We start from the raw sequence: 25,618 nt of genomic DNA on the forward strand, positions 1-25,618 counted from the left end.
GTCAAATTTGAAAACATACATTACCGACAACGTCTGCGAAGACCGACTAAATAACCGAAATCTCGAAGGTAAATTGCAAAATTTGGTAGGCTCTTCGGAAAATATTACAGCGTTGTGGGATTCTTACCCGCGACCAATTTGTAACGGAAATGTTCGGAGAAAGGTTTCCCCCGCAAAGCCGCACGGGCAGCGGGGGAGAAGATTATTACTGATATTTCCAAACTTGCATACCATACCACTTCGCCTCACCACCGATGCAGAGGAATTGGTAGATAGCATCTTTACTTGCAGTCGTTGTCATTGTTGGTTCTGTGTTCGAATCCCATTCAAGAGCACCCGAAGCGACTGCCCACGTACCAAGAGTACCTGTGCCAAGGTTTCCTTGGGTAACTTTCACAGTTAAGCTAAATGCTGTGTTCGTAGCAGCAGGGCACGCTGGCAATGTGAACGTCGTTGAAGCCCCATTCGTCAAAGTATGACGATAGATATTTGACGTTACTGGAATCGTTACTGCACCAGTACCAGTGGCTGCAGCAGGGGCGCGCTCGATATAAGTCGCGTTTACGTTCAGAGTTGAATCTGTTTGAACGTAACCAGTTCCTTTAGCACCAACGGATAATGTGACGTTTAAATCCCCACCGGCAGCTGCAATAGAAGCTGCAGAACCAGTAGCTGCACCTGTCATAAGGACATAGTTAACTTTACTTCCTGGTGATCCTGTCGTTGCAAAGTCTTTTGAACATCCCCAAACGCCACCGCTTCCTGTCCACTCCAAAACGCTACCCGCAACGGCCAAGCATGTAATAGATGAAAGAGCGGATGTACTTGTAGTGCCTGCCATCACAAGGCCGTTAGCAGTGAAGCTTCCTGCGCCCGTACCACCACGCGATACTGCAAGATTGGCTTCAGAAGACATCACACCTGAACCGTCGTTGATCAAAACATGGTTCGCTGTACCACTTGCAAGTTTAGAACGTGTGATTGCAGCAGAAGCGCTGATGTCAGCATCGACAATAGTGCCGTCAGTAATTTGCGATGAAGCGATACTTCCAGTCAAAGCCGTCACCCAGCTTAAACCACCCGAACCGTCATTCGAAAGAACTTGACCTGAACCACCCTGCGCAGCAGGGAACGTCAATGTGTAAGCGGCCGTACCAGATGCAGGAGAAAGAGTGAGAGAGTTTGTTGTACCTTTAAGGTCAAGGCCCTTCACCATTGCTTTACCTGAACCGTCCAATTGTAGAACTTTGCTCACCTCTGCAGTTTGAGTCATGTTCACTGTTGCTACGCCTGAAGCAACACTGATACCTGAGGTTGTAGCATTCGAATTGAATGCTACGACACCTTTATTACCTGATCCGTATCCAGCATCGCCTGGAGTTGTTCCAGCTGGAATCCAGCTTAATACTCCCGAACCGTTCGTGCTCAGAACATAGCCACCTGTACCGTCGGCAGCAGGAAGAGTATATACAGTTGAACCCGCAGCCGCAGCTGGTTGGAAACCAACGTAACCAGAAGTCGAACCCGACATGCGGATCGCACCTTTAACGTCTAACTTCGCACCTGGCGAAGATGTGCCAATACCTAGGTTACCGCTTGGATCTAAACGCATACTTTCAGAATATGCATTGGCACCCGTGCTTTGGCCAAAGACCAATGCCGGATTATAAGAGCCAGCGCCTGTAACAGCCACTGCACCAATGTAAGCATTTTGATTTCTTGAGTTTCCGTTGTTAACCGAGAATCCAAGTAACGCTGTATTGTTATCAACGTTCCAGCTGTTATAGAGTACGGTGTTCGTGCCCGGCATGCTCGTAGCACCACTTGAAGTTGCGTAGGCGTCATTTCCCGCGCGAGTGACCTGAAAGGCCGTATTCGTTGAACCTGAAGTATTAATAAAGACCTTACCAGGTTGCCATCCGCCGCCGCCATCACCAGGAGTGATGTAAATGTCACCACCGGCAGCACCACTTGATCCACCCGTTTGGGCAGTGATTTTAATATCTTTACCCTTCGTAGAGCCAGATGCCGTACCACCTTGGACATCGAAAAGAGCAGTTGGAGCAGCCGTTCCGATACCAACGTTTCCGTTCGGATCAAAAATCATTCTTTGAGTACCTGAAGTCGAAAGAACCATAGTATCTGCAGTTGCTGCCGAGATACCTGTGTTCGTATCGCTCACGAAAGTCATACCAGGAAGCGCAGCTGTTCCAGCAATATGTCTAAGAGCGCCTGTCATAGCAACTGTACCGTCAGCTTTGAAGTCGCCTGTTGCAGCACTGACCCAAGACATCACCCCACCCGTAGTGGAGCTTAAAACTTGTCCATTTGATGATGGCGCAGCTGATGGCCAAGTAACTGAATAGCTTGTGCCAGCCGCAGGAGCTTGTTGAGTTACGTTCATTGAAGCATTGTTCAACACAACACCCGCGAATCCAGAAACACCGGATCCGTCACGAGTCACAACTGTTGAATTTGAATTTGCCGTGTTACCTGTAACTGTTGAATAAGTCGCCGCACCTGTACGTTGTACGAAACCAGTTGTTGCTAATCCATTAAGAGCATTCAACTCCGCTTCAACTGAAACAGTTGCAGCGCCTGCAGCTGTATTCACGTCGATACCGTTACCTGCAACAACTGAAGTAATTGCGCCAAGAGAAGCGATAGTACCGCAGACCCATTGGTCAGAAGCAGCAACCCACTTCAAGATTTCACCGTCAGCACACTCTACGCCGTTTGGCATATATTTAAAATATTTGCCAGTAGCGCTCGCGATATTTTGAACATCAAGGTTAGTTACTAAAGAACCGTTTACCGCTGGCAATCTTGCAGAACCATCGAGTTTCACGATTTGGTTGTTGCCAGTACCAGAATTCAACGTCAATTGCGGCGTTGAAGTTGTATTTGTAATCGTGATGTCACCGTTTGCAGAAGTCACTGATGTAACTGTGCCGCTGCCAGAGCCTGTACCGAAAGAAGTCCAAGTTGTGCCGTTACAGTATTGAACTGCTCCCGCATTGTAGCGGATAGCACCTTCAAGAGTGAGGTCACAGGTCGCACTTTCCGCACCAATTTTGATTCCGCCATCAACATCAAGTGTTGTAGCTGGAGTCGTTGTGCCAATACCAACGCGGCCATTTGAAGTAATACGCATGCGCTCATCAAGTGTGTCAGCATCAGCTGTTTGGAAAACTAGAGCCGCATCACGATCTGTTGTATCGTTCGTTTGATTTGTTTCCCAAAGGGCTCCGATAGTTGCTTGATTTGTTTCAGAACCATTGGTGAAACCTTCAGCTCTAAAACTCATTGCGCTGCCGAACCCAGAGCCCGGTGCTGTTGCACTTGAACGTGATCTGCGGAACTGCATGACAGTCGCGCGAGTGTTGTCATCATCAGAGCGGCGGAAGCTTGCAACCACGTCGCCAGTTCCCTGAACGTCAAGGAGTTTACTTGGAGCCGCAACGCCGATACCAACATTTCCAGAACTGTCAACACGGATACCTTCATTGCCGCCATCACCGCTTAACCAGAAAGAACCCAATTGAATATTTTGAGTCGCTGTGTGGTTGCCTAGGTTATCGGCGCCAGCAGGAGCAGGGATCCAAGACATCACACCACCAGTCGTGGATGAAAGGATATAACCATTAGAAGCCGGAGCGGCATCTGGCCATGTCACAGAGTAACTTGTTCCCGCTGCAGGAGCAGTCTGAGTGACGTTCATAGAGGCATTGTTTAAGACAACACCCGCGAACCCAGAAACACCAGATCCATCACGAGTCACAACTGTATTGTTCGAATTCAATGTATTACCAGCAGTTGTCGAGTAAGTCGCAGCACCTGTACGTTGGACATAACCAGTTGTGGCAAGGCCATTCAGAGCTGCAAGCTCTGCTTCAACTGAAACTGTTGCAGCACCGGCAGCCGTATTGACATCAACACCTGTACCAGCAACAACCGAAGTGATTGCACCAAGATCAGCCACAGTACCGCAGACCCATTGGTCAGAAGCAGCAACCCATTTCAAGATGCCACCGTCAGCACACTCTGCTCCGTTTGGTTTATAGCTAAAGTATTTACCAGCTGCACTTGCGATGTTAGCAACATCAAGACCTGTCAAAGCCGAACCATCAACAGCTGGAAGTTTTGAAGAACCATCTAACTTAACGATTTGGTTTGCACCAGTTCCCGTATTTACTTTTGCGATACCAGGAGTTGAATACACCATTCCTGAAGTGGCTGCATTTGTATCGAATCCTACAATACCTTGTACCCCATAGTCTGAAGTAACGGCACCTGCAGGCAGGTTGACCCAATCCAAGTTACCTGCACCGTCAGTTTTCAACGCTTGACCAGCGGCACCGTCAGCAGCAGGAAGAGTCCAAATTCTATTTGTACCAACGACACCTGGAGATTTGAAACCGACATAGTTCGAAGAATCTGTATCAGCAAAACGAACTTCGTTAGCCGCATTCATCGTCAACGCACCAGTCATTGAGTCGCCAGCTTTAGACACTTTTCCAGTAAATTGAGTTTGGATACCAGAAGTCACACCGGACAAGTAGCCAAGCTCCGTATTTGTTACTGCAGAGTGAGTTGGAATACCGTTAGCGTCAGAGATCAAAGCACGGTCAGCAGTGATAGCAGCAGCTTCAGACATCACGCCACCTGCTGAGTTCACAAGAACACGGTTTGCGGTACCGTTGGCAAGTTTTGTTCTGTCAATCGCAGCAGAGGCATTGATGTCCACGTTCATGATTGAACCATCTGTGATTGAAGATGAATCAACAGTCGTCAAGACACTTGCCCATTGAAGCACGCCTGAACCATTCGTTTGCAAAACTTGGTTAGCTGTACCATCACCATTTGGAAGAGTGAATGTAAGGCTTGAACCTGTGATTGTCGCAGGTGATTTGAAACCAATATACTTAGAACCTGAATCACCGTAACGAACTTCTTTTTCGTTACTCATGATAAGGTTGCCAGTCATTGTGTCACCAGCTTTAGCAACTTTATCGGCGGCACCTGAACTCAAGTTATTAATTTGAGTTTGGATAGCTGAAGTCACACCAGACAAGTAGCCAAGTTCAGTACCAGTCACAGCAGAGTGAGTCGGGATGCCATTTGCATCAGAAACAACAGCGCGGTCAGCAGTGATTGCTGCTGCATCGGACATAACACCTGAACCGTTGTTCACAACCATGCGGTTGGCAGTGCCACTTGCAAGTTTAGAACGTGTAATCGCAGCAGATGCATTGATATCGGCATCGACGATAGTGCCATCCACGATTTCAGCAGAGTTTACTTGGATATCATCACAAGACCACACATCAAGAGTGGAGTTGTAGTGAAGAACTTTGTTAGCAGCATTACAGTTCAAGAAAACTGCAGCTTCCCAACTTGTTGTCGCATTATTATAAGTCAAGAAAGCGCCGTCAGCGGGAGTTACGGCTGCGAGAGAAACGCTTACACCACGGATACTAGAAGCATCAGCACCACCGGCACCCGCATCAGCTCCGCAAATCCAACGAGAGTTTCCGTTATCCCATTTTAAAACTTGGCCGTCCGTACAAGCATTATTGTTTGGACGATAGTTAAAGTATAAACCAGCACCACTTGTGATTTTATCAATCGTTGTTGTGATGTTCGTTAACGCCGAACCGTCAACAGCTGGAAGTTTTGCAGTTCCATCTAATTTCACGATTTGGTTGTTACCAGTGCCGAAGTTGACTTTCGCAAGACCAGCACCATCTACAATAACCCCTGATGTCGCAGCATCCGTATCGAACTGTACAAGACCTGTTGCAGAGTAACTCGCAACGCCAGGACCTGTTGGGATCGATGTCCATTGTAATACGCCTGAACCATTCGTTTGAAGAACTTGGTTGGCAGTACCGTCACCATTTGGAAGTGTGAAAGTGAGGCTAGAACCCGTGATAGTCGCAGGTGATTTCAAGCCGATGTATTTTGCACCAGAGTCACCGAAGCGAACTTCTTTTTCGTTACTCATGACAAGGTTGCCTGTCATTGTATCGCCAGCTTTATTAACTTTAGTGCCAATAGCTGTGCTAGCTGCATCGATTTGACCTTGGATACCAGATGTGACACCTGATACGTAACCAAGTTCAGTATCAGTCACCGCAGAGTGAGTAGGGATGCCGTTAGCGTCAGAAACCAATGCACGGTTAGCCGTGATAGCAGCAGCATCTGCCATAACACCAGTACCGTCATTAACAACGAGACGGTTCGCAGTGCCGTTAGCAAGTTTAGTACGAGCAATGGCAGCTGCAGAATTAATGTCAGCATCAACGATAGAGTCATCAGTGATACCAGATGAACCAACTGCAGAAGCTGCAATCGTCACAGTACCATCACCATTGGTAATTGTGATGCCCGAACCTTGAGTCAAAGTAGCTTTTGCCAATGTACCGTCAGTTTTACCGATCAACAATTGACCATCAGTATAAGTTGATTGACCTGTACCACCACGTGATACAGACAACTGAGCTTCAGAAGACATCACACCCGTACCATCATTGATCAACACATGGTTCGCAGTTCCTGAAGCTAATTTTGTACGAGCGATAGCCGCACCAGCGGCGATTGCTGAATCAGTAAGACCGGCGATGTTTTCGCAAGTCGCAACACCTGTTGCACTGAAAGTAAGAACTTTATCAGCTGTACATTGTGGCATTGCAAAACGCGACCAAGAAGCGCCAGTGAATTGCAAGAACTCACCCATTGCAGGAGTCGCTGCATTCAAGGCATTACCTTGCAAGCTTACTGCATCAACACCACCGCCAGCACCAGCGTCAGTACCGCAAATCCAACGGCTATTCGTGTTATCCCACTTCAATACTCCGCCATCGGCACAGACTACGTTGTTTGGAGCATAAGTGAAGTACTTACCAGCACCACTTTGAATTTTATCAACAGCAACACCAGAAATTTGCGAATCACCAAACTGACCTGTTGTGATTTTCGCAGCATCAAGATCTGGGATATCAGCCGCAACCAGAGCAGCAGAACCCGTCACAAGACCTTTATTGTTATAAGTAATTTTCGTACCAGTCGCGCCCGTCACAGTATCTTTGATAACTGGATTTGGATAAGTGCCATCAAGGTCGCCACCAGCAGCACCTGTTGGAGGAGCACCAGTTGAAGCAATAGTGATAGAACCATCACCATTAGTTACACTGATACCTGTACCAGCAGTCAAAGTCGCTTTCGCCAATGTGCCGTCAGTTTTACCGATGAGCAATTCACCATCAGCATAAGTTGATTGACCTGTACCACCACGTGATACTGCCAATTGAGCTTCAGAAGACATCACACCTGTACCATCATTGATCAATACATGGTTTGCAGTACCAGAAGCCAATTTCGTACGAGCAATTGCCGCACCAGCCGCAATCGCAGAATCAGTTAAACCGGAGATTGCCGTACAAGTCGCCACACCGCTAGCATCAAAGATCAAAGTTTGATCCGCAGTACATACTGGCATGCTTGTCGGAGTCCAATCACCACCAACCAATTTCAAGAATTGACCAGCAGTTGGAGCCGCTGCAGCTACGTCAACACCTTGGATTTGAGTGGCATTAGCACCACCACCAGCACCGGCATCAGAAGCACAGACCCAAGTTCCAGCAGTATTATCCCACTTTAAAACTTCTTGGTCTGCACAGGCACCCGTGTAACCAGGGATTGTGCGATTTGCAGCACCATCATAATACTTCAATTGTTTCAAAGTAGAGTTGTACCAAACGTGACCGTTAGCGGTACCGCCTGGATCTGCAGCTTTGTTCTCCATGTGCAAGTAACCAATATTAGCGATGCTGTTGTTGCCCATATTGATATATTTGCTTGAACCGCTGAATGTAAGATTACTGTTTGTAGAAACGTCACCTGTTAACGTACCACCCGCTAGAGGTAAGAAAGCACCACCAGCAACACGCGCATCTACAGCTGTATTAAAGTCTGAGATTTGGGAAGCTGTGACAGAGATATTCATACAATCAAATTCATCAGTCACAGAAGTCCACACTGGAACTTGATTGGCAGCACAAGTTTCCATCTTAGAGATGTCAACTTTACCATTAATAGTATTTACAAGGTTTGTATCAACTGCGATATCACCAGAACCATTGATTGTGATATTGCTACCAGCTTGAACACGCACACCACCAAGAACAGTGTCGGAAGCAACTGGCAATGTGTAAGCACCACCACCACCGGCAGTACAAACAAGATTTGTTCCATTAAATGTTAAAACATCAGAACCCGAGCAAGCCGCGTTACCGTTGATATCTGCTTTCGCCCAAGCTTTTGTATTAGGATCTGTTTCCGCAGCAGGAACCGCTGTTGCAAGATCAGAATTTTTCGCATACTGAGCAGCAGGTACTCCACCCAACTTATCAGAGTCGGCTGATTGGTCAGCTAACATCGCATAAGGAACTGAACGAATGCTGTGATAAGGACTCAATGCTACGTAACTTGCAGGAGCATCAACACCTGTTGGACTGAACTCGATAACCACACGGCGAACGTCGCCATCTGCAGGAGTATAAGAACCACCGGCACATGTCTCACCTGGATACGCAGTCAAACCAGAAGCAATAGGAACTGAACCGTTAGAGAATACTTTTAATAAGAAAGGTTTAGATTTCGCAGTACCGGAAGTACCAGTTGTACCACCCCAAGCATTATAAGTTACATCACCATTACCAATAGTTAGATTGAAAACACCACTTGTAGTTGAAAGATCTTGGTTAACGAATTTCTCAGTATAAAGCACGCAACCATCTGGACTTAACACGCGAATCTTGAAATCCACGTCGTTTCCTGACAATGCTGAATTGTCGGATTGGAGAGTGATTTTACCGGAGATATTAATCCCGGAGGGATTCGCCTCGGCATAAACCGAGAACGTGAGAAGCAGAAGAATTATGAAAAAACGACCCGTCATGGTTCCGCCCTTCCTACAACCGTTGATACGTTATGCTGACTTCGGCGCGATATTGATTTCCAGAGTCTGCGCTTGTTCCCGATGTGACTTCCCCGACTGCGCTTCTCGCTTTATAAGTATTTGTAGTGTCTGAAGATTTATGCTGCACCGAAGGTGCGACAGCGATTGTGGTCTCTTCTGCGTCTGCTGTAATAACGGATGAAATGATTTCCCCGATGTGTGCATCCATATAGCACCCCGAAAGAAACGATCCGCAAGAAACTATAAACAGAAACGTAAAGAAGTTCTTCATATGTATACGTTTCGGACAGTTTCTCGGAACCTAAAGCGAGGTTTCATTAAAAGGGCCTTAGGATCGTCTTAAAATGAGTTACAAATCTGTAATGTAGCTCGGAAGCTATTAAGTATTGCAAACCCTCAATGAAACATCGAATCTATGTATGAAAGACGAACGTCGTAGTAGAGAACCTATGCAAAAAGAGATTAGTTTTCCATCGTTCATACCCCAAGATGTGCAGAACACATTTAGGTGGCTAATTAAGGTTGAAGAGTTCAATACCATTCGCGCTCTGGCGGAGTCCGTCTATAAGTTCCTCCCTAAAGACAATCCCGAAGTCACAGACTTCATGGCAATGGTTCTTCACAAAGCCAAAATGTATCGCGAAGCTGTGCCTTACGCTCGTCAAACAGTGGCAATGCTTCCTACTCCAGAGGCGAAATTCAATCTGGCGAAATGTTTAAACTCAGCAGCCTTTCCTGCAGAAGCTGAAAAGGTGATGGCGGAGGTTGTGAAAGAACGCCCTGATTGGATTGATCCCGTTATCGATCACGCGGTTTACGTCGCGGCTCAAGGTCGCTTTGATGAAGCAGAGGCAGAACTTCGTACTCTCTTAAACAGAGTGGGCACTGCTGATCGCAACTATGCTGTCGTTCAATTTAATCTAGGATGGCATGAGATCAGGGCCGGGCATTTCAAAGAAGGCATACGAATGTTGGGTATCGGGCGTACTTTGAGAATCTGGGGAGCGTATTCATTCCCTTATCCTCAGCCAATGCTCACTGAAGGGGTCGATGTTCGTAACAAAGACATATTAATCGTCGGTGAGGGTGGAGCCGGGGACGAGATTATCAACGCTCGTTTCGCTCAAACCTTGCGCGATCGCGGAGCTCGAGTCTTTTTTGCCTCGAACCATAAATTGGAATCTTTGCTGGCGCGCTCTCCAGGAATTGAAAAAGCCTTTTCGCAAAAACAAGCGCCGCCAGCTTTTGATTATTGGGCGCCAGCTATGGATCTGCCGCGCATTTTGGAGTTGAACTCAGAAGACATTCCAAAAAATTCTTACATCACACCTGTAGAAGGTCTCGTGAAAGAATGGTCGAAGAGAATTCCTAACAACGGAAAACTCCGCATCGGTGTTCGTTGGCAGGGGAATGCTTTGTACGAACAAGATCTGATGCGTTCGGTTCCGTTTAATTTGATGGAAACTTTCGTGAATATCCCAGGCGTAGAAGTGTATTCGCTTCAACGTGACAGTGGACTTGAAGAACGTCCAGCAGACTCTAAAGTAGTCGACCTTGCGCCTTATTTAAATACGTGGGAGGACACAGCTGCTGCGATTTCCAATCTGGACCTCGTCATTTCATCTTGTACTTCTGTTCCTCACTTGGCAGCTGCGATGGGAAAACCCGTTTGGTTGTTCTGTCCTTTAAGTTCATATTACGTGTGGGCTGGACCCGACAATGGACGTGCATGGTATCCACAAGTTGAACTTCATCGTCAGAAAGAGTTCGGTAATTGGGAACACACATATAAGGACATCTATTCAAAACTTGAGAAGCTTGCGCAGACTAAGGGCGGGGCACGCTAAATATCTGAGGATTCTCCAACTCTTCGCATGTTATTCTGCATGAAAGAGGTTTTAGTATGCACAAGTACTATGGAGTGTTGGGGCTTTTCACGCTTTGCTTTGTTGGTGGATATGCCGCCATGTATTTCACGACCGATGTCTACACAATCAATCGTGATCCTGCAGCCATCCGAAATAATTTCGACTTCTCTCACCTCCAAGGCAATGAACTGCAAGAAGCAGTGAAACAAAGACTACTTGCCGGCTTTGAAATCAAAAAAGAATTGGAAGGCACCGGTATTTCTTTGGGTCACTTTGCGTTCACAAACGAAGGTGACAAGAAACTAGCTTGCCAAGAATTTGAAACGGTCACACTGCGATTTGAAGCAGAAGGTGTGATGGTATCAGGTGAAAGTTCAGTGATGGAAGTCGAAGGTCGTTGTGAATTCTCGGCGGACCTTACGAAAATCAATCCTTTGGTTGTTCCGTTTCAAAAAATCCTCGCTCAAAATCCCGGAGACGGGGAGTTTAGCTTTACTGAAGGTCGTCCGGTAGTTGTGCGTTTTGCGAACCTACCTGATGCTTGGCCACACAAGTGGATCTTGAAGTCAGTAAAACTAAGCAACCCAAAAAAATCCGAAGGTTTGTTAGTAGAGAGCGAAGAAATCGCAAAATACCTCGGTCATCCATTGGTTCTGACTTGGTAGTTTTAGTTTCAAATTAAGAAAATAAAAAACCCCTTAAGCGATGAACTTAAGGGGTTTTGTTTTTTAGTCTTTAAGAGCGGACTATTTGTACTGTTTCGCAATTTCTACGAATGTACGAATCATCGCACCAGACGCACCTTTTTTCGGAGCGTATGGAAGTCTGTTTCCTACAGCCCAACCAGTGCCCGCGATATCAAAGTGTGCCCAAGGGATGCCTTCGCCAACGAATTGCTCAAGGAAGGCTGCTGCAGTCGCAGAACCCGCACCTTTACCAGCAGAGATATTCGAAAGGTCAGCGTAAGTGCCTTTCATGTCTTTCACGTGGAAATCAGTCAAAGGCATTTGCCATACCCACTCACCAGACTCGCCAGCTGCTTTTTCAATTTTGTTTTTCAAAGCAGAGTTGCGTGTGAAGTAACCAGTGTGCGTGTTACCCAAAGCAACAACCATTGCGCCTGTCAAAGTCGCAGCGTCGCAGATCATTTGTGGCTCAAGTTCAGTAGCGTATGACAAAGCGTCAGCCAAGATCAAACGACCTTCAGCATCTGTGTTGTTCACTTCAAAAGTTTTACCGTTACGAGCTGTGTGCACGTCACCTGGTTTAGTCGCAGAACCGTTCACCAAGTTCTCAGTCGAAGCCACAAGACCAACTGCGTTTACTTTCAATTTCAATTTAGCGATTGCAAGCAAAGTACCGATAACATTCGCGCCACCGCACATGTCGTACTTCATTTCTTCCATACCTGCAGAAGGCTTAATGCTGATACCACCGCAATCAAATGTAAGACCTTTACCTACGAACACAACTGGCTTTTTAGCAGCTGCTGCGCCTTTGTATTCCATGATGATGAAACGTGGCTCTTGATCAGAACCTTGAGCAACGCCCAAAAGGCCGCCCATTTTTTCTTTTTTGATACGAGCTTTGTCCCAAACAGTGACTTTAAGACCCGCGATACCTTTTGCAGCCTCTACAGCAGAGTCAGCAAGGATTGTTGGAGTCATCAAGTTACCTGGCATATCGCCCAAGCGACGAGAGAAGTTAACAACAGAACCCAGAACCAAACCTTCGTTGAAAGCAGCTTTGATACCAGCAGCAGCTTTAGTCACAACGTGAACGTTCAACTCAGATTTTTTTCCATCTTTTTTATCAGATTTCAATTCGTCAAATACATAAGCTGTCAGAGTCAAACCCTCAGCTGTTGCACGTGCAAATTCAACTGCATCTTTTTTGCCAGTTGCGACGCCATCAAAGTGGATAGCCGCTTCTTTAACATTCAAAGCTTTAATAGCTTCGTAAGCAGAAGCCATTGATTGACGAACAGACTCATGGTCGATCGCATTTTCTTTACCAAGACCTACTACGATAACGTGGCGGAAGCCGTTGAAGCCGATTTCGCGGAAAGTAACCGCTTCTTGGTGTTTACCAGTGATTGTTTTTTCTTCGACCGCTCCTGCTAGACGTTTTGCTAGTTCAGAATGAGTCACTTTCGCTGGTTTGTCTTTTTGTGAAGAAGCCTTCGCAAACACGACCAAGGCCGGGCAAGTCAGGGTGTTGATGTCTTTATTGAGCAAGTTGAAAGTCATAATAACCTCTTAAAATGAATACGGTTTTATCGGACCAAAATAGGTGTAACATAGCAAGTTTGCTGGTCAAAGGCTTTTTGATAAAGTCCTGCGGGAGTATTCCGATAGGTAGCACAGCATAAGACTTACTAACCACAGGAGACAGCAGTGGCACTTATTCCTTACGTCGTCGAGCAAACCTCAAAAGGCGAAAGATCATACGACATTTATTCCCGCCTTTTAAAAGACCGAATTATCATCTTGGGCACACCGGTCACAGATGAGGTTGCTAATGCCATTATCGCTCAGTTCCTCTTCCTAGAAGTGGACAATCCTGAGAAGCCGATTCACCTCTATATTAACTCTCCAGGCGGAAGCGTTTCCGCAGGGATGGCTATCTACGACATGATGCAATTCGTAAAGTGCGATGTGGCGACATATTGCATGGGTATGGCTGCAAGTATGGGTTCACTCCTTTTGACTGCCGGCACGAAGGGAATGCGTTATTCTCTTCCGAACACGCGTATCATGATCCATCAACCGCTTTTGTCGGGTGGTGGCTTGTCTGGTCAAGTAACGGACATCGAAATTCATGCGAAAGAATTGATTAAAACTAAAGAGAAGCTGACTCGCATTTATGAAACGCACACAGGTCGTGACTACGATACACTTGTAAAAGCTATGGAAAGGGATAACTTTATGGACCCTCTCCAAGCGAAAGAGTTCGGGTTGCTTGATCACGTTGTAGAATCTCGTAAAGCGAAAAAATAACTAAGAAGGTACTCTGATGACAACTAAAGATACAAACGGAACATTGAGATGCAGCTTCTGTGGTAAAGGCCAAAAAGAAGTTAAAAAATTGATTGCAGGGCCTGGCGTTTATATCTGTGATGAGTGCATTGATCTTTGCAACGACATCATTGATGAGGAAAAAGAGAGAGAGACGGCGGTCAAGGGAACGTTCAAAGTTCCAAAACCAGCTGATATCAAAACTTACCTTGATGATTACGTCATCGGACAAGTTCAGGCGAAGAAAACTTTGGCTGTTGCCGTTCACAATCACTATAAGCGTGTAAACGCGATGGCGAATGGTAAGAAAAGCACTGAAGTTGAAATGCAAAAATCCAACATCTTGCTTATCGGTCCAACAGGTTCTGGTAAGACATTGCTGGCACAAACAATCGCAAAAGTCCTTAACGTTCCATTCGCTATGGCGGATGCAACAACATTGACTGAAGCAGGTTACGTGGGTGAAGACGTTGAAAACGTTGTCTTGAATCTACTGCAAGCTTCCGACTATGACGTAGAAAAAGCCCAAAAAGGCGTGATCTACGTGGATGAGATCGATAAGATCTCTCGTAAGTCTGAAAACCCATCTATCACTCGTGACGTATCGGGTGAGGGTGTTCAGCAGGCATTGCTGAAAATTCTTGAAGGGACAGTTGCGAACTTGCCACCAAAAGGCGGTCGTAAACATCCACAACAAGAATTCATCCAAGTTGATACAACAAATATTTTGTTCATCGTAGGCGGTGCCTTCGTAGGTCTTGATAAGATCATTGAACAAAGAACTACAAATAAAACAATGGGTATCGCTGCCGACATCCGCACATCTGCGGAAGTCGAAAAAGCATCGAATCTTTTGTCGAAGGTTGAGCCAGATGACTTGTCGAAGTTTGGTTTGATCCCAGAGTTCATTGGTCGTTTGCCAGCGATCGCAGTTCTTGCTCCTTTGGACGAAGAAGCCTTGATGGATATTTTGACTCGCCCTAAAAACGCGATCACAAAACAATATCAACGTCTCTTTGGTTTTGAAGGTGTTGAGTTGAAGTTTACTGACAAGGCCTTGAGAGCAGTTGCTCAAATGGCTTTGAAACGTAAAACAGGAGCCCGCGGTCTGCGTGGAGTTCTTGAAACAGCGATGTTGGATATCATGTACGACATTCCTTCAAAAAATAACGTGAAGGAAGTTGTCATCGATGAAAACGTCATCAACGACGGCGCACAGCCAATGTTGGTGTACAAAACTGATGAAGAAATCAGAGCTGAAGAAGAAGAAGCAAAGAAGAAAACTTCTGCTTAGTTCAAAAATGAAAATCTAAAAAGAAAAAGCCTCTTCGCAAAGAAGGGGCTTTTTTGTTTCTGAAATGGGACAAATTTTTTGTAAAACGGCTTAGGACTCTAAGCTGAGATCATGACGAAGAAGATCACCCAGGTTCCCGAAATCAACGGGCTTGCTGATAAAGCGCTGAGCGCCTAATGATTCTGCTTTATTGCGGAACTCACTCGATTCATAGGCAGAGACCATATAAAAAGGAATGTCTTTATTAAGCGCGCGCACGGCCTTTAAAAGCTCAAAACCATCCATGCCGGGCATATTGATATCAGAGAGAATCAAATCCACGTGGGGAGTATCTGTCTTTTTCAAATAATCAAGACAGTCCTGGCCATTTAGGAATGAAACCAAGCTCAGTTCACCAAGATTAGCGAACAGTTTTTTCATTTTGAGTTTGTAGAGCAAGTGAGTGTCTGCCTCATCGTCCACAATCACGATATGGATCATGAAATTTGTCTCTCCTGGCTTGCGGGCAAAGACATAACGAACTCTGTCCATTCACCAAATTCACTGGTGTACTTTAATGTACCGCCGTGTCTCTGGGCAATATTAAAAGCGACAGTAAGTCCCAAACCTGCGCCTTCACCAGGAGCTTTTGTGGTCAAAAATGGATCGAAGATTTTTTCCCCAAGAATGGCAGGAACGCCGACGCCGTTATCTTTGATCGAGATTTCAATACTCTCGCCTTTATGGGCAGTCGAGATCGTGAGCTCGGGCTCAAAGTTTTTATTAGTCCCTGTTTTTTTCTCAAGCGCGTAGATCGCATTGTCAATAATGTTACTTAAGGCGCGGACAAGTGAGGTCGAAAACACAGGGGCTTTCAAATCATCTGCTAAACGGAAGTTTACCTTCGGTGGCAGGAAGTTTGAGCCCAGTGAACGATTTGAAATCGTCTGCTGATAAGCTTTGCGCACAATCTCGTTAATATCAGCCGTTTCTAACAGGTCGCTGTCGTGACCCGAAAGAATCTGCATCGAGCGCACAATCTGATCGATACGCTGACTGTGTTTCAAAATCACGCGACTGATTTCATGCACTTCTTTTGGATCTTCGGAATCGCTTAAAAGCTCACTGAAATTTAAAACGAAATTGAGGGGATTGCGAATCTCATGGGCCACACTGGCAGTCAGTCCCCCCAAAGAAGCTAAACGCTCTTGCGCGACCATCGTTGCTTGCATGCGTTTAATCTGGAACATCGCTTTTTCCAGAGATTCATTTTTAGTCGTGAGCTGTTTGGTGCGTTCATTGACTTTGTTTTCAAGAGCCTGATTCAAGAGCTCAAGCTTTTGGTAGGCATCCAAAATGTCGCCACGGAATTTATTAATCGAGCCAACTAGAATATCGAGCTCGTCTTCTTGGGCCTGCGGTTTTCGTTTTAAGACCAGCGGACCGCCTTCACGTATCGGTCCGGTGGCGGCGCGATCACGCAAATAACGGGCAATATGTTGAATGTGCACAACCAAGATGTGGTTAAATACAAAGTACAAGCAAAATACAACGACCAGAGTTTTAGCACCCTGACGAATGAAAATCCAAATTGCCTCGGTGAAGTATTTTTCGCGCAGACTCTTGATATCTAGTTCGACATCCAAAGTACCTAGGATCTCATTTGTGTTTTTATGAAGAATTTCAAAACGCTTAAAATTTTCTTCCGAGGGATCTGATTTCCCCGATTCGTAAATCGCTTTAGAATCGGCAGTGAGTTTCAAATAACTCACACCTTGCAGGCGACTTAAGCCCTCAAGCTGAATCTCAAGCAAGCGGGTGTCGTAAGACCAAAGGTGTTCCGCCATTGAGTCGAGGTAAGAATTTTTAATAATTGAGAAATTATTCTGTAATTTGTCAAAGTCGCGTTGATAATCCATGAAAAGTTGAAATGCCGTTAGTATTAACGTAGCAAAGGAACTCACGGCCCAAGTCGCGATGAGCAATTTCAATGATAGAGAATTGGCGCGGAACCACTTCCAACGGGATTTCTTTGGTGTCACTATGCACTTATCGTGCATTCTGAGGAAAAAGGGCACGAATATTTTGTGCTCTCGAATTACATTATGGAAAGATTCTCAAATTTCGACACAAATCAGAGCTGCTTTCGGTTAACATAAGCGCCCCTTATTTTGCTCAAATTTTACGCAAAGCAGGACTGGTTTGTGAGTGCGAGAGGACCAGACTTCTTTTTCTCCTGAATATATTTACTTCCCAGCAATCGTTACCATAGTTAAACTGAGTCTAGGGATGAGAGTTGTTAATATGGATATTAACCGGAACTCCGACCCTCTTGTGTCACAGGCGCAAGGGCTCGTTAACCCACAGGGAGGGACTGGATATGAGCGAGGGAAAAGTACAGCAACTACCACTTTTGCCCCTAAGAGATCTCATCATATTTCCGCATATGATGATGCCGTTGTTCGTAGGCCGTGAAAAGAGCATCAACGCTCTTGAAGAGGCGATGAGCAAACAAACCGACATCGTTCTTGCAGCACAAAAAGATGCAAAGACGAACAATCCAGAGCCTAAGGATATCTTCTCCGTTGGTACCATCGGAACGATCATCCAGCTTCTGCGCCTGCCAGATGGAACTGTAAAGGTTCTTGTTGAAGGCAAACGTCGCGTAAAGATTAAGAATTTTGTAAACAATGAGAACTTCTTCGTGGTGGCTTGTGAGCCGATCGAAGAAGAGTCTGAGAATATCGTTGAGGCGCAAGCCCTGGTTCGTTCCGTAAAATCGACTTTCGAAACTTACGTGAAATTGAACAAACGTATTCCACCAGAAATCTTGATGCGTGTATCAACGATTGAAAGTCCGGGGGAACTCGCTGACATCATCGTTGCTCAGCTCAATTTGAAATTGGAAGACAAACAAGCGGTTCTAGAAATCCTAGATCCAGCAAAACGTTTGGAACATTTGTTGAACTTGATGACGGGCGAAATCGAAATTCTCGAAGTCGAGAAAAAGATCCGCACGCGCGTGAAAAAACAAATGGAGCGCTCGCAAAAGGAATACTACCTCAACGAGCAAATGCAAGCGATTCAGAAAGAGCTTGGCGAGAAAGACGACTACCAAGCTGAGTTGCAAGAGCTTGAGTTGAAATGTAAAGCGAAGAAAATGTCTCAAGAAGCTAAAGACAAGGTGATGAAAGAGATTAAAAAGCTCAAAATGATGTCACCAATGTCAGCTGAAGCGACAGTTGTTCGTAACTACATCGACTGGGTTCTTTCACTTCCTTGGTCTGATTACTCGGAAGAAAAACATGACGTCAGAAATGCTCAACGCATTCTTGATAACGATCACTGGGGTCTTGAGAAAGTAAAAGAAAGAATTCTAGAGTACCTAGCAGTTCTTTCGATTTCAAAAGACATGAAAGGTCCTATCCTTTGCTTGGCAGGTCCTCCAGGGGTCGGTAAGACGTCATTGGCGAAATCTATCGCTGAATCTTTGAACCGTTCATTTGCGCGTATCTCTTTGGGTGGCGTGCGTGATGAGGCAGAGATCCGTGGTCACAGAAAAACATATGTCGGTGCGATGCCGGGTAAAATTATCCAAGCGCTTCGCAAAGTCGACAAAGGAAATCCGCTCGTATTGCTCGACGAAATCGACAAGATGGCGAATGACTTCCGTGGTGACCCAGCAGCAGCGATGCTTGAAGTTTTGGATCCAGAACAAAACTCAACATTCCAAGATCACTACTTGGAAGTTGAATACGATCTTTCAAAAGTGATGTTCATTGCGACGGCGAACAGCCTGCACACGATCCCACGTCCATTGTTGGATCGTATGGAAATCATCCAGCTTGAAGGTTATATCGAGCAGGAAAAATTCCATATCGCGAAGAACTACTTGGTTCCAAAACAATTGGAAAACCATGGTTTGAAAGAATTTAAAGTTACGATCCAGGATTCTACGATCCGCGATATCATCCGCTACTACACAAGAGAAGCGGGTGTGCGTAACTTGGAAAGACAAGTTGGAAACGTGTGCCGTAAAGTTGCTAAAGACATCGTGATGTCAGAAGCAATGGCCGACTTCAAAACAGATAAAGCTGAGAAGAAAACAGCTAAAACAGCTGGTAAATCGAAAGCAAAAGCGAAGTCGAACGACAAGGGCGGTTACATTGTGACTCCGACGAAGCTTGTAGAACTTCTTGGTCCTCACAAATTCAAGTTCGGCGTTATCGAGACTGAAAACGAAATCGGTATGACGAACGGTATGGCTTGGACTGAAGTTGGCGGTGACTTGTTGTCTGTTGAGGTGAGCGTTGTACCTGGTAAAGGTAAGTTCACAGTGACAGGTCAACTGGGCGATGTGATGAAAGAGTCTTGTGCGGCAGCGATGAGCTACGTACGTTCAAGAGGTCCTTTGTTCGGTTTGGATAAAGAATACTTCTCGAACATCGACGTTCACATCCATTTGCCAGAAGGCGCTGTTCCTAAAGACGGTCCTTCAGCGGGTATCGCTCTGACGACTTCGATTGTATCAGCAATCATGAAGATCCCTGTGAAACGCACAGTTGCGATGACAGGTGAAGTTTCTCTTCGTGGTCGTGTGATGGCGATCGGTGGATTGAAAGAAAAAATCTTGGCCGCTCACCGTGGTGGAATCAAATTGATCATCTGCCCGAAAGAGAACGAAAAAGATTTGAAAGATATCCCTAAAGAAGTGATGAAAGATTTGAAAGTGATCCTTGTGGACCATGTTGACCAAGTGTTGATTAACGCTTTGGACATCAAAAATCCAAAAGAGATTTTCAAACTTACAAAAGAGCCTCTATTCGGCATCAAAGCCCAATACACAGGCCAACAGACAATTCATCACTAGGACGAATTAAACCCTAAAACTAAAAAGCCGGCTTCCAAAAGAAGTCGGCTTTTTTAATTTCGCAGTCTAAGAGAACCGTGACTTTACAATCATGCCAGTAACCAGCGGCTGTCCAGAATCGCGGCTGAGGTTTGCAGGTGGAAGTGTAAGAGGCTAAATTCAAAAGTGGTTTTCCCCGAAGTTTTGCACACTTGCCTTGGGCTTCTTTATCGGCGTCTTTCTTGGCGCGATTTTTTAAAGGTGTAAGACTCCACTCATCGTTGATTTCGAAATATCCAGATGTGGTTCCTTGCCCCTTAACTGTCACGATCTTATTTGCGACAGCAGACAAGGGGAGCGCCAATATGGCGAACGCTATGACGACAGAATTTTTCATATCTGCTTCTCCCTGTGGAAATCAATCCCAGCATGGGTTTCCGAACCGGGGCAAATTTCGATTTTGCAAGAGGCTCGACAACAAGAGTCATTCCGCGTAGATGCGGGTATTTTCATTAAATTACTGAAATCAATTCTCAAGTTGCTTAAAAAGTTAGCATCGGTCCGCGTCTTGCGTTGACGAAATCCTGACAATCTGACAAAAACACACGCCTGCCAAGACGGCAGATTTCCGTTGGAGTTAATTTAAATGAGTCAATTTGATCGCGCTTTTGAGCTCGGCAAACTCTATTTCGATCGCGGGGAGTACAGTCAGGCAATGACTCATCTCCAGGACGCATCGGTTGGGTATTTCGCCGAGAAAAATTTTTCTCAGTACCTCAAGTGCTTAAATACTCTTTTGCGTATTCACGCAGAAAGAGAAGAGTTTGAAGAAATCAACGTCTTCAAAGAAAAACTCCAAGACCTTGTTTTGAAAGAAGGCTTTGAGCTCAATTCACGCACGTACTACACGCTTGCTATTTGTGCGACTTACAAAAGCCAATACGACACAGCTCTTGATTACTTCCAAAAAGCTCTCGCTATTGGTTTGGCGACAGACCATAAAGAAGACATCTGCAATGCTATTTTCGGTCTTGCATGGGTGTACTCTGTGCCGTCTATCGGCCGTAATGCCGATGCATTGAAAGAAATCTACAACTTGGAAGTGTTCTTCCAAGTCTACAATCTTCCTGAATTGCGCGTTTCTGCTTTGATTCTAAATGGTAACATCTTGGCGCAAATGAAAAAGCACGAAGAAGCTCTCACGGTTTTGTGGAAAGCTTACGATGCTTTGAAAGAAACTCGTAATATCATTCAAACATCTTACTTGATGATCAATTTGGGTGATGTGTACTTCGAAATGGGCGATAAAGATTTGGCTCGTGTTTACTTGTCGATGGCACAAAGATCCATCACAGAAGAGCACACTCGTCTTTCTCGTTTAGCAAAATTCTATTCCGATAAACTGGGAACAGAATCGCAAACTAATTATGATCTTATTTTTGACGAAGGTAACCATGCGGTAACTGAGAAGAAACTGGGGAAAATTGATTTCAAAAATCAGTTTATTCTTCTCGATCTATTGCGACTTTTTGTTTCGAATCAGGGTCACATTTACTCGAAAGAGTACCTTGTTGAAAACGTATGGAAACAACCCTACGATCCTGAGGTTCATGACAACAAGATTTACGTGACAATTAAACGTTTGCGTAAAATGATTGAGCCGGATTACGAAAAGCCGAAGTATATCTTCAGAGCTAAAAACGGATACTACATGAATAAAGTGGCTCGGATCCACATCGAGCAATAGGGGGAGTTCATGTTTCGTAACATCTTGTTAACTGCAACTGTCTTGTTATCACTAGGCGCAGCTGTAACAGCTCATGCGACAGGCGATGACGATCAAATTCTTCCTCACGACAACCGACCTGTTCCATTCCCACAAGGGGTGGTGGTGCGATTCCCATGGAATAACATCCAAGGAACATGGAGAGTTGAGCAAGGCGATTACGTGTCTTACTTCTCCTTCAAAAAGGTGAAAGTAAAAGGCGCTCACCGCCAACTTCAAGTTCGCCAAATGGATCCAAGAACGTGCGAAGACATCGCAACGGGTGTTGGAACTGAAAATTCATCTGGAACTCGCGTTTTGGCCCAAATGACGGCTAAAAAGAGCGGAACGTCTTACCGCCTGGTTTTGACGTCTATTACAGATAAAAAGGATGTGCCAGCGGCGCACCAAGAATCAGTTATGGTCCTTTCTTTGGGCCTAAATAACGATGCTGGGAAGCCTGATGACATGTTCCATATGGAAATCATGAAAATTTCTCCTCAATACGACCAGCGCAGCTGTATTGAAGAGATGAAAAAGTAATCTTTTTTAAAAAAAGGATTGCAGAACGGAAGGACCGTTGTTACAAAGTGATCCTTCCGAACGCGCACAGGGAGTTAGCTCAGTTGGTAGAGCGCCACCCTTACAAGGTGGATGTCGCAGGTTCGAATCCTGTACTCCCTACCATTTTTATGCCGGCTTAGACTGGATCTTTAAACCCGCTACCAAGCGGGTTTTTTAGTTTTAAATCTATCAATGCTTATCAGCTTCAAAATCTATTGGTACCTAAACGTAATTCTGTTCGTTATGGCGAGAATTCGATGCTTTCGCCATTAAAGTCATGTAACCCGATATACTCGGGGAGATCTGTAATGAAATTCTGTCTGTCGTTCTTGATGTTGTTCGCAAGTTCATTGGCTTTTGCACAAGTTGATCTGATGCAAAGTCCGCCGTCTATAAAATGGAAGTCGATCGAAAATAATTCTGTGAAAGTTATTTACCCCGACTATCTGGGTGTAGAACCTGTTTATATCGCGAACTTGGTTGAACACTATTCTAAAGTTGTTGGTCAGACTTATAACATTGAGAAACCGAAGCAATTCAATCTGATCGTCAGAACCGAAATCGCGTTGCCAAATGGCTATGTGACGTTGGCTCCTCGTCGTAGTGAATGGTTTACGAACTCAACGTTCTTTCCTTATGTGGGCGCGACAGAGTGGCTGCAAACACTTTCGATTCACGAATACCGACACGTAAATCAGTTCGATAACTTCATGTATGGAAGTGGAACTAAGGTTTTTCAAGTTCTCATGGGTGATATGGGTGTGCAGTTAGCCGCCGCCATGACGATGCCTTCTTGGTACATGGAAGGTGACGCTGTTTGGACTGAAACGAAATACACAGACGCGGGACGTGGGCGCTCTCCTCGTTTTCTTGAGCGTATCAAAGCTATTGTCTTAAGTGGCGACATTCCGTCTTATGATGAATTCTTGAGTGGTTCTTATAAAACGAATTTGCCGAATCAATATGTCTACGGTTATGCGCTTATTTCTTACGGTACAATCAAGTACGGTGATCAGCTTTGGCAGAAAGTGGCGGACGATGCCGCTAAATTTCCAAATCCATTCCGTTTTTATACTTCGTTTGAACGAGTAACGGGACAGAAGTTTGAAGACTTCTACGCTGAGACAATGAATGACCTGAAAACAAAGTGGAGTGCGGATGCTCCGACAGCTGAAGAGAAAGTCGATTACCGCGAAAGCTATTCTCCAGGCAAAAATCAAAATGGACTTTATTACGTTCATCAGACGATGAATACAGTTCCGACGATTTACCGTGAACAAAACGGTCAGTCTGAAAAAATCGCTGAGATCAGTTTTTCCAAAGACTTCATGCAGATTCATTTTGGTAAAACAAAAGCGGTCATGACGGAATTCGTTCCTGACAGTCGTTATGGCCATGAAAACTACTCTGATGTTGTTGTGGTGGACCTTCAATCTGGATCACAAGACAAAGTCACTAGCGGTCGCAGGATTTATAATCCAAGCATGAATGAATCTGAAAGCAAAATCATTGCGGTCGAATTTAAAAAAGATCAAAGCTGGGGAATTATTGAATTCGACCTTCAAGGAAATGAAATCCAAAGTTTTGCTCTACCAGAGGGAAAATTCTCTGAAGCTCGCTATTTGGATGACTCTCGCGCTGTTGCGATCTTCCAAAACAAGCTGGGGGATCGTTCGCTGGTCGAAGTGGATTTGAAAGCAAAAAGCATCACGAAAACTTTGATTCCGCATTCGCGCAATATGCTGACTTCACTTGTTGTGGATCCGAATAAAAATATTTTGTTCGAAGCTCAGTACCGGGGCTACAACGAAATTTTCATGATCGCACAAAATCAGATTTCACGTTGCTCGGAATCTAAAATTGGTGCCTATACGCCGAACTCAGATGGTACGAATCTTTACTATAGCAAAATGGATACGTATGGGACTGTGATTGCGATGTCACCGCTGGCATCTTGTAAAAATATGGCCGCTGGTGATCTTGTTGATTTCAAATATCTCGGCGACGGACCTTCTGATAACTATAATAAATTTGCGATCACAGGTTTTCCAGATCAAGAAAGCATGTTCACAAAAAACAAGGACAGCTATCTAGCGCAGGACTATGGTGATTTTGATCGTGGTTTGTTTATCCCGCATACGTGGGGATTTGCTTTGGGTCGTGGTGGAGGTCTTGGATTTCAGACCGACAACTACCTTCGTACTCTCAGCACGAGCTTCGTGATCGGAACAGATCCTGAAGAACACGAGTCCTTTGCTAACTTTGCATTCAATATTAAAAAATATTATCCGATTTTGAGTCTGCAGGCGGAAACTCGTAACAGATCGGTTACTGATTTCGATACTGACGACATCACGACTTGGGAAGAAAACAACGCAGGTCTTGGCGTGATTGTCCCATACATCAAGCAGCTGGGACTTTACAATTTCACAGCAAGCTTAAGTGGTGGCTTTGAATATACGGACGCTTCTAATTACGAGTTCAACAAAGTAGATGTTGATGGGTCTGATTATTTTTATAAGACGTCATCAGGTTTAAGTCTTTCTTGGTTTAAGGCAAAACATGCGCGCTCGATTCAAGCGCCGTGGCTCTTGAGCTATCAAATTCATTATGACAATGCGGAAAATCCTGCGCAGTCAGAGTCATCTTCGTACCGTGTTTTCCAAGAAGCTGTATTGCAAACTCCCGGAGCTTTCGCGAACGACGGCTTTGTATTCTCATTTGATGAACAAGTTCAAGAGGACGGTCCTGGTAATTATCGCTTCCTACCCGCAGGCATAAGCTACGACGGATATGTGTTTTCACGCGGGTATGATTATAAAGAGGTGCCGAAGTATCAGAAGCTTTCTGGAAACTACGTCTTCCCGATCATGTATCCGAACGTGGCGATTCCACGTTGGTACTATTTGAAACAAGTCTACGGTCAGTTCTTCTTTGATTCGACGTATGTGACAAGCACAAAGGTTGCTTCGACGTTGAATAGTTATGGAGCGGAGGCCCGTTTTGAATCGGTTTTCTTCCGCTTTATTCCAATGACTTGGGGAGCGCGCGTTCTTCAGAAACTTGACGATAACGAAGTGAAGGGTGAACTCTTCTTTGCTAGTTCGTTTTTCTAATTTATTCGCGTTCTGAGAGACACGAGTGTTGCATCGAAATTTGGTAACAGCTTTTTCGTTTTGAGCGATGAAGCTCACGGTTTTTGATCCAAATTGATTCAAATGTGTCATCAAACGCGAATCTAATTTTCAAGAATACGTGTGTTTTTCCGAATAGTAATACATGACTTGGACGTTCTCTCT

The 25,618-nt window shown here is 45.1% G+C and carries 14 protein-coding genes and 1 tRNA gene; 9 read left to right on the top strand and 6 right to left on the bottom strand.

What is annotated here, in order from left to right; genetic code table 11:
• Positions 1 to 205: 205 nt before the first annotated feature.
• Both ACLWOR_RS07865 and ACLWOR_RS07870 read right to left on the bottom strand, forming a co-directional pair.
• Positions 206 to 8,962 (bottom strand): hypothetical protein, encoded by an 8,757-nt coding sequence (locus tag ACLWOR_RS07865; RefSeq protein ID WP_413940148.1) that lies wholly within the window; start codon positions 8,960 to 8,962, stop codon positions 206 to 208.
• Positions 8,963 to 8,975: 13 nt separating this feature from the next.
• Positions 8,976 to 9,191: a hypothetical protein gene (locus ACLWOR_RS07870; RefSeq protein ID WP_413940149.1), complete on the bottom strand. Its 216-nt coding sequence runs from the start codon at positions 9,189 to 9,191 to the stop codon at positions 8,976 to 8,978.
• A gap of 241 nt (positions 9,192 to 9,432) precedes the next feature.
• On the opposite strand from ACLWOR_RS07870, the gene ACLWOR_RS07875 reads away from it, so the two are divergent.
• Both ACLWOR_RS07875 and ACLWOR_RS07880 read left to right on the top strand, forming a co-directional pair.
• Positions 9,433 to 10,830, top strand: coding sequence for a hypothetical protein (locus tag ACLWOR_RS07875; RefSeq protein ID WP_413940150.1), 1,398 nt, complete (start codon positions 9,433 to 9,435; stop codon positions 10,828 to 10,830).
• Between the two features lie 56 nt (positions 10,831 to 10,886).
• Positions 10,887 to 11,516, top strand: a complete 630-nt coding sequence (locus tag ACLWOR_RS07880; protein ID WP_413940151.1) for a hypothetical protein — start codon at positions 10,887 to 10,889, stop codon at positions 11,514 to 11,516.
• A gap of 81 nt (positions 11,517 to 11,597) precedes the next feature.
• Here ACLWOR_RS07880 and ACLWOR_RS07885 read toward each other — a convergent pair whose 3' ends face one another.
• Complete coding sequence (locus ACLWOR_RS07885; protein WP_413940152.1) at positions 11,598 to 13,100, bottom strand: leucyl aminopeptidase; 1,503 nt, start codon at positions 13,098 to 13,100, stop codon at positions 11,598 to 11,600.
• Positions 13,101 to 13,247: 147 nt separating this feature from the next.
• Here ACLWOR_RS07885 and ACLWOR_RS07890 point away from each other — a divergent pair, with 147 nt between their 5' ends.
• The gene (locus ACLWOR_RS07890; protein ID WP_413940153.1) at positions 13,248 to 13,850 is read left to right on the top strand and encodes an ATP-dependent Clp protease proteolytic subunit; all 603 of its coding nucleotides are present in this window, start codon (positions 13,248 to 13,250) and stop codon (positions 13,848 to 13,850) included.
• Positions 13,851 to 13,866: 16 nt separating this feature from the next.
• Complete coding sequence (gene clpX, locus ACLWOR_RS07895) at positions 13,867 to 15,162, top strand: ATP-dependent Clp protease ATP-binding subunit ClpX (RefSeq protein WP_413940154.1); 1,296 nt, start codon at positions 13,867 to 13,869, stop codon at positions 15,160 to 15,162.
• Between the two features lie 90 nt (positions 15,163 to 15,252).
• Here clpX and ACLWOR_RS07900 read toward each other — a convergent pair whose 3' ends face one another.
• Together ACLWOR_RS07900 and ACLWOR_RS07905 are read right to left on the bottom strand one after the other, a co-directional pair.
• Complete coding sequence (locus tag ACLWOR_RS07900) at positions 15,253 to 15,642, bottom strand: response regulator (protein WP_413940155.1); 390 nt, start codon at positions 15,640 to 15,642, stop codon at positions 15,253 to 15,255.
• Complete coding sequence (locus tag ACLWOR_RS07905; protein ID WP_413940156.1) at positions 15,639 to 17,183, bottom strand: ATP-binding protein; 1,545 nt, start codon at positions 17,181 to 17,183, stop codon at positions 15,639 to 15,641. Before ACLWOR_RS07905 ends, ACLWOR_RS07900 begins: the two co-directional genes overlap by 4 nt.
• A gap of 338 nt (positions 17,184 to 17,521) precedes the next feature.
• Between ACLWOR_RS07905 and lon the strand changes: the two genes are divergently transcribed.
• A complete protein-coding gene (lon, locus tag ACLWOR_RS07910) occupies positions 17,522 to 20,011 on the top strand; it encodes an endopeptidase La (RefSeq protein ID WP_413940157.1) in 2,490 nt (829 codons plus the stop codon).
• Positions 20,012 to 20,030: 19 nt separating this feature from the next.
• Here lon and ACLWOR_RS07915 read toward each other — a convergent pair whose 3' ends face one another.
• Positions 20,031 to 20,387: a hypothetical protein gene (locus ACLWOR_RS07915; protein ID WP_413940158.1), complete on the bottom strand. Its 357-nt coding sequence runs from the start codon at positions 20,385 to 20,387 to the stop codon at positions 20,031 to 20,033.
• Between the two features lie 249 nt (positions 20,388 to 20,636).
• Between ACLWOR_RS07915 and ACLWOR_RS07920 the strand changes: the two genes are divergently transcribed.
• From ACLWOR_RS07920 to ACLWOR_RS07935, 4 genes are all read left to right on the top strand, one after another.
• The gene (locus tag ACLWOR_RS07920) at positions 20,637 to 21,737 is read left to right on the top strand and encodes a winged helix-turn-helix domain-containing protein (protein WP_413940159.1); all 1,101 of its coding nucleotides are present in this window, start codon (positions 20,637 to 20,639) and stop codon (positions 21,735 to 21,737) included.
• Positions 21,738 to 21,746: 9 nt separating this feature from the next.
• Positions 21,747 to 22,298: a hypothetical protein gene (locus tag ACLWOR_RS07925; protein ID WP_413940160.1), complete on the top strand. Its 552-nt coding sequence runs from the start codon at positions 21,747 to 21,749 to the stop codon at positions 22,296 to 22,298.
• Positions 22,299 to 22,366: 68 nt separating this feature from the next.
• A tRNA-Val gene (locus ACLWOR_RS07930) sits at positions 22,367 to 22,442 on the top strand.
• A gap of 185 nt (positions 22,443 to 22,627) precedes the next feature.
• Complete coding sequence (locus ACLWOR_RS07935; protein ID WP_413940161.1) at positions 22,628 to 25,435, top strand: hypothetical protein; 2,808 nt, start codon at positions 22,628 to 22,630, stop codon at positions 25,433 to 25,435.
• Positions 25,436 to 25,618: the final 183 nt, after the last annotated feature.

Source organism: Bdellovibrio sp. HCB2-146 (assembly GCF_047345725.1).
Taxonomy (GTDB): Bacteria; Bdellovibrionota; Bdellovibrionia; order Bdellovibrionales; family Bdellovibrionaceae; genus Bdellovibrio.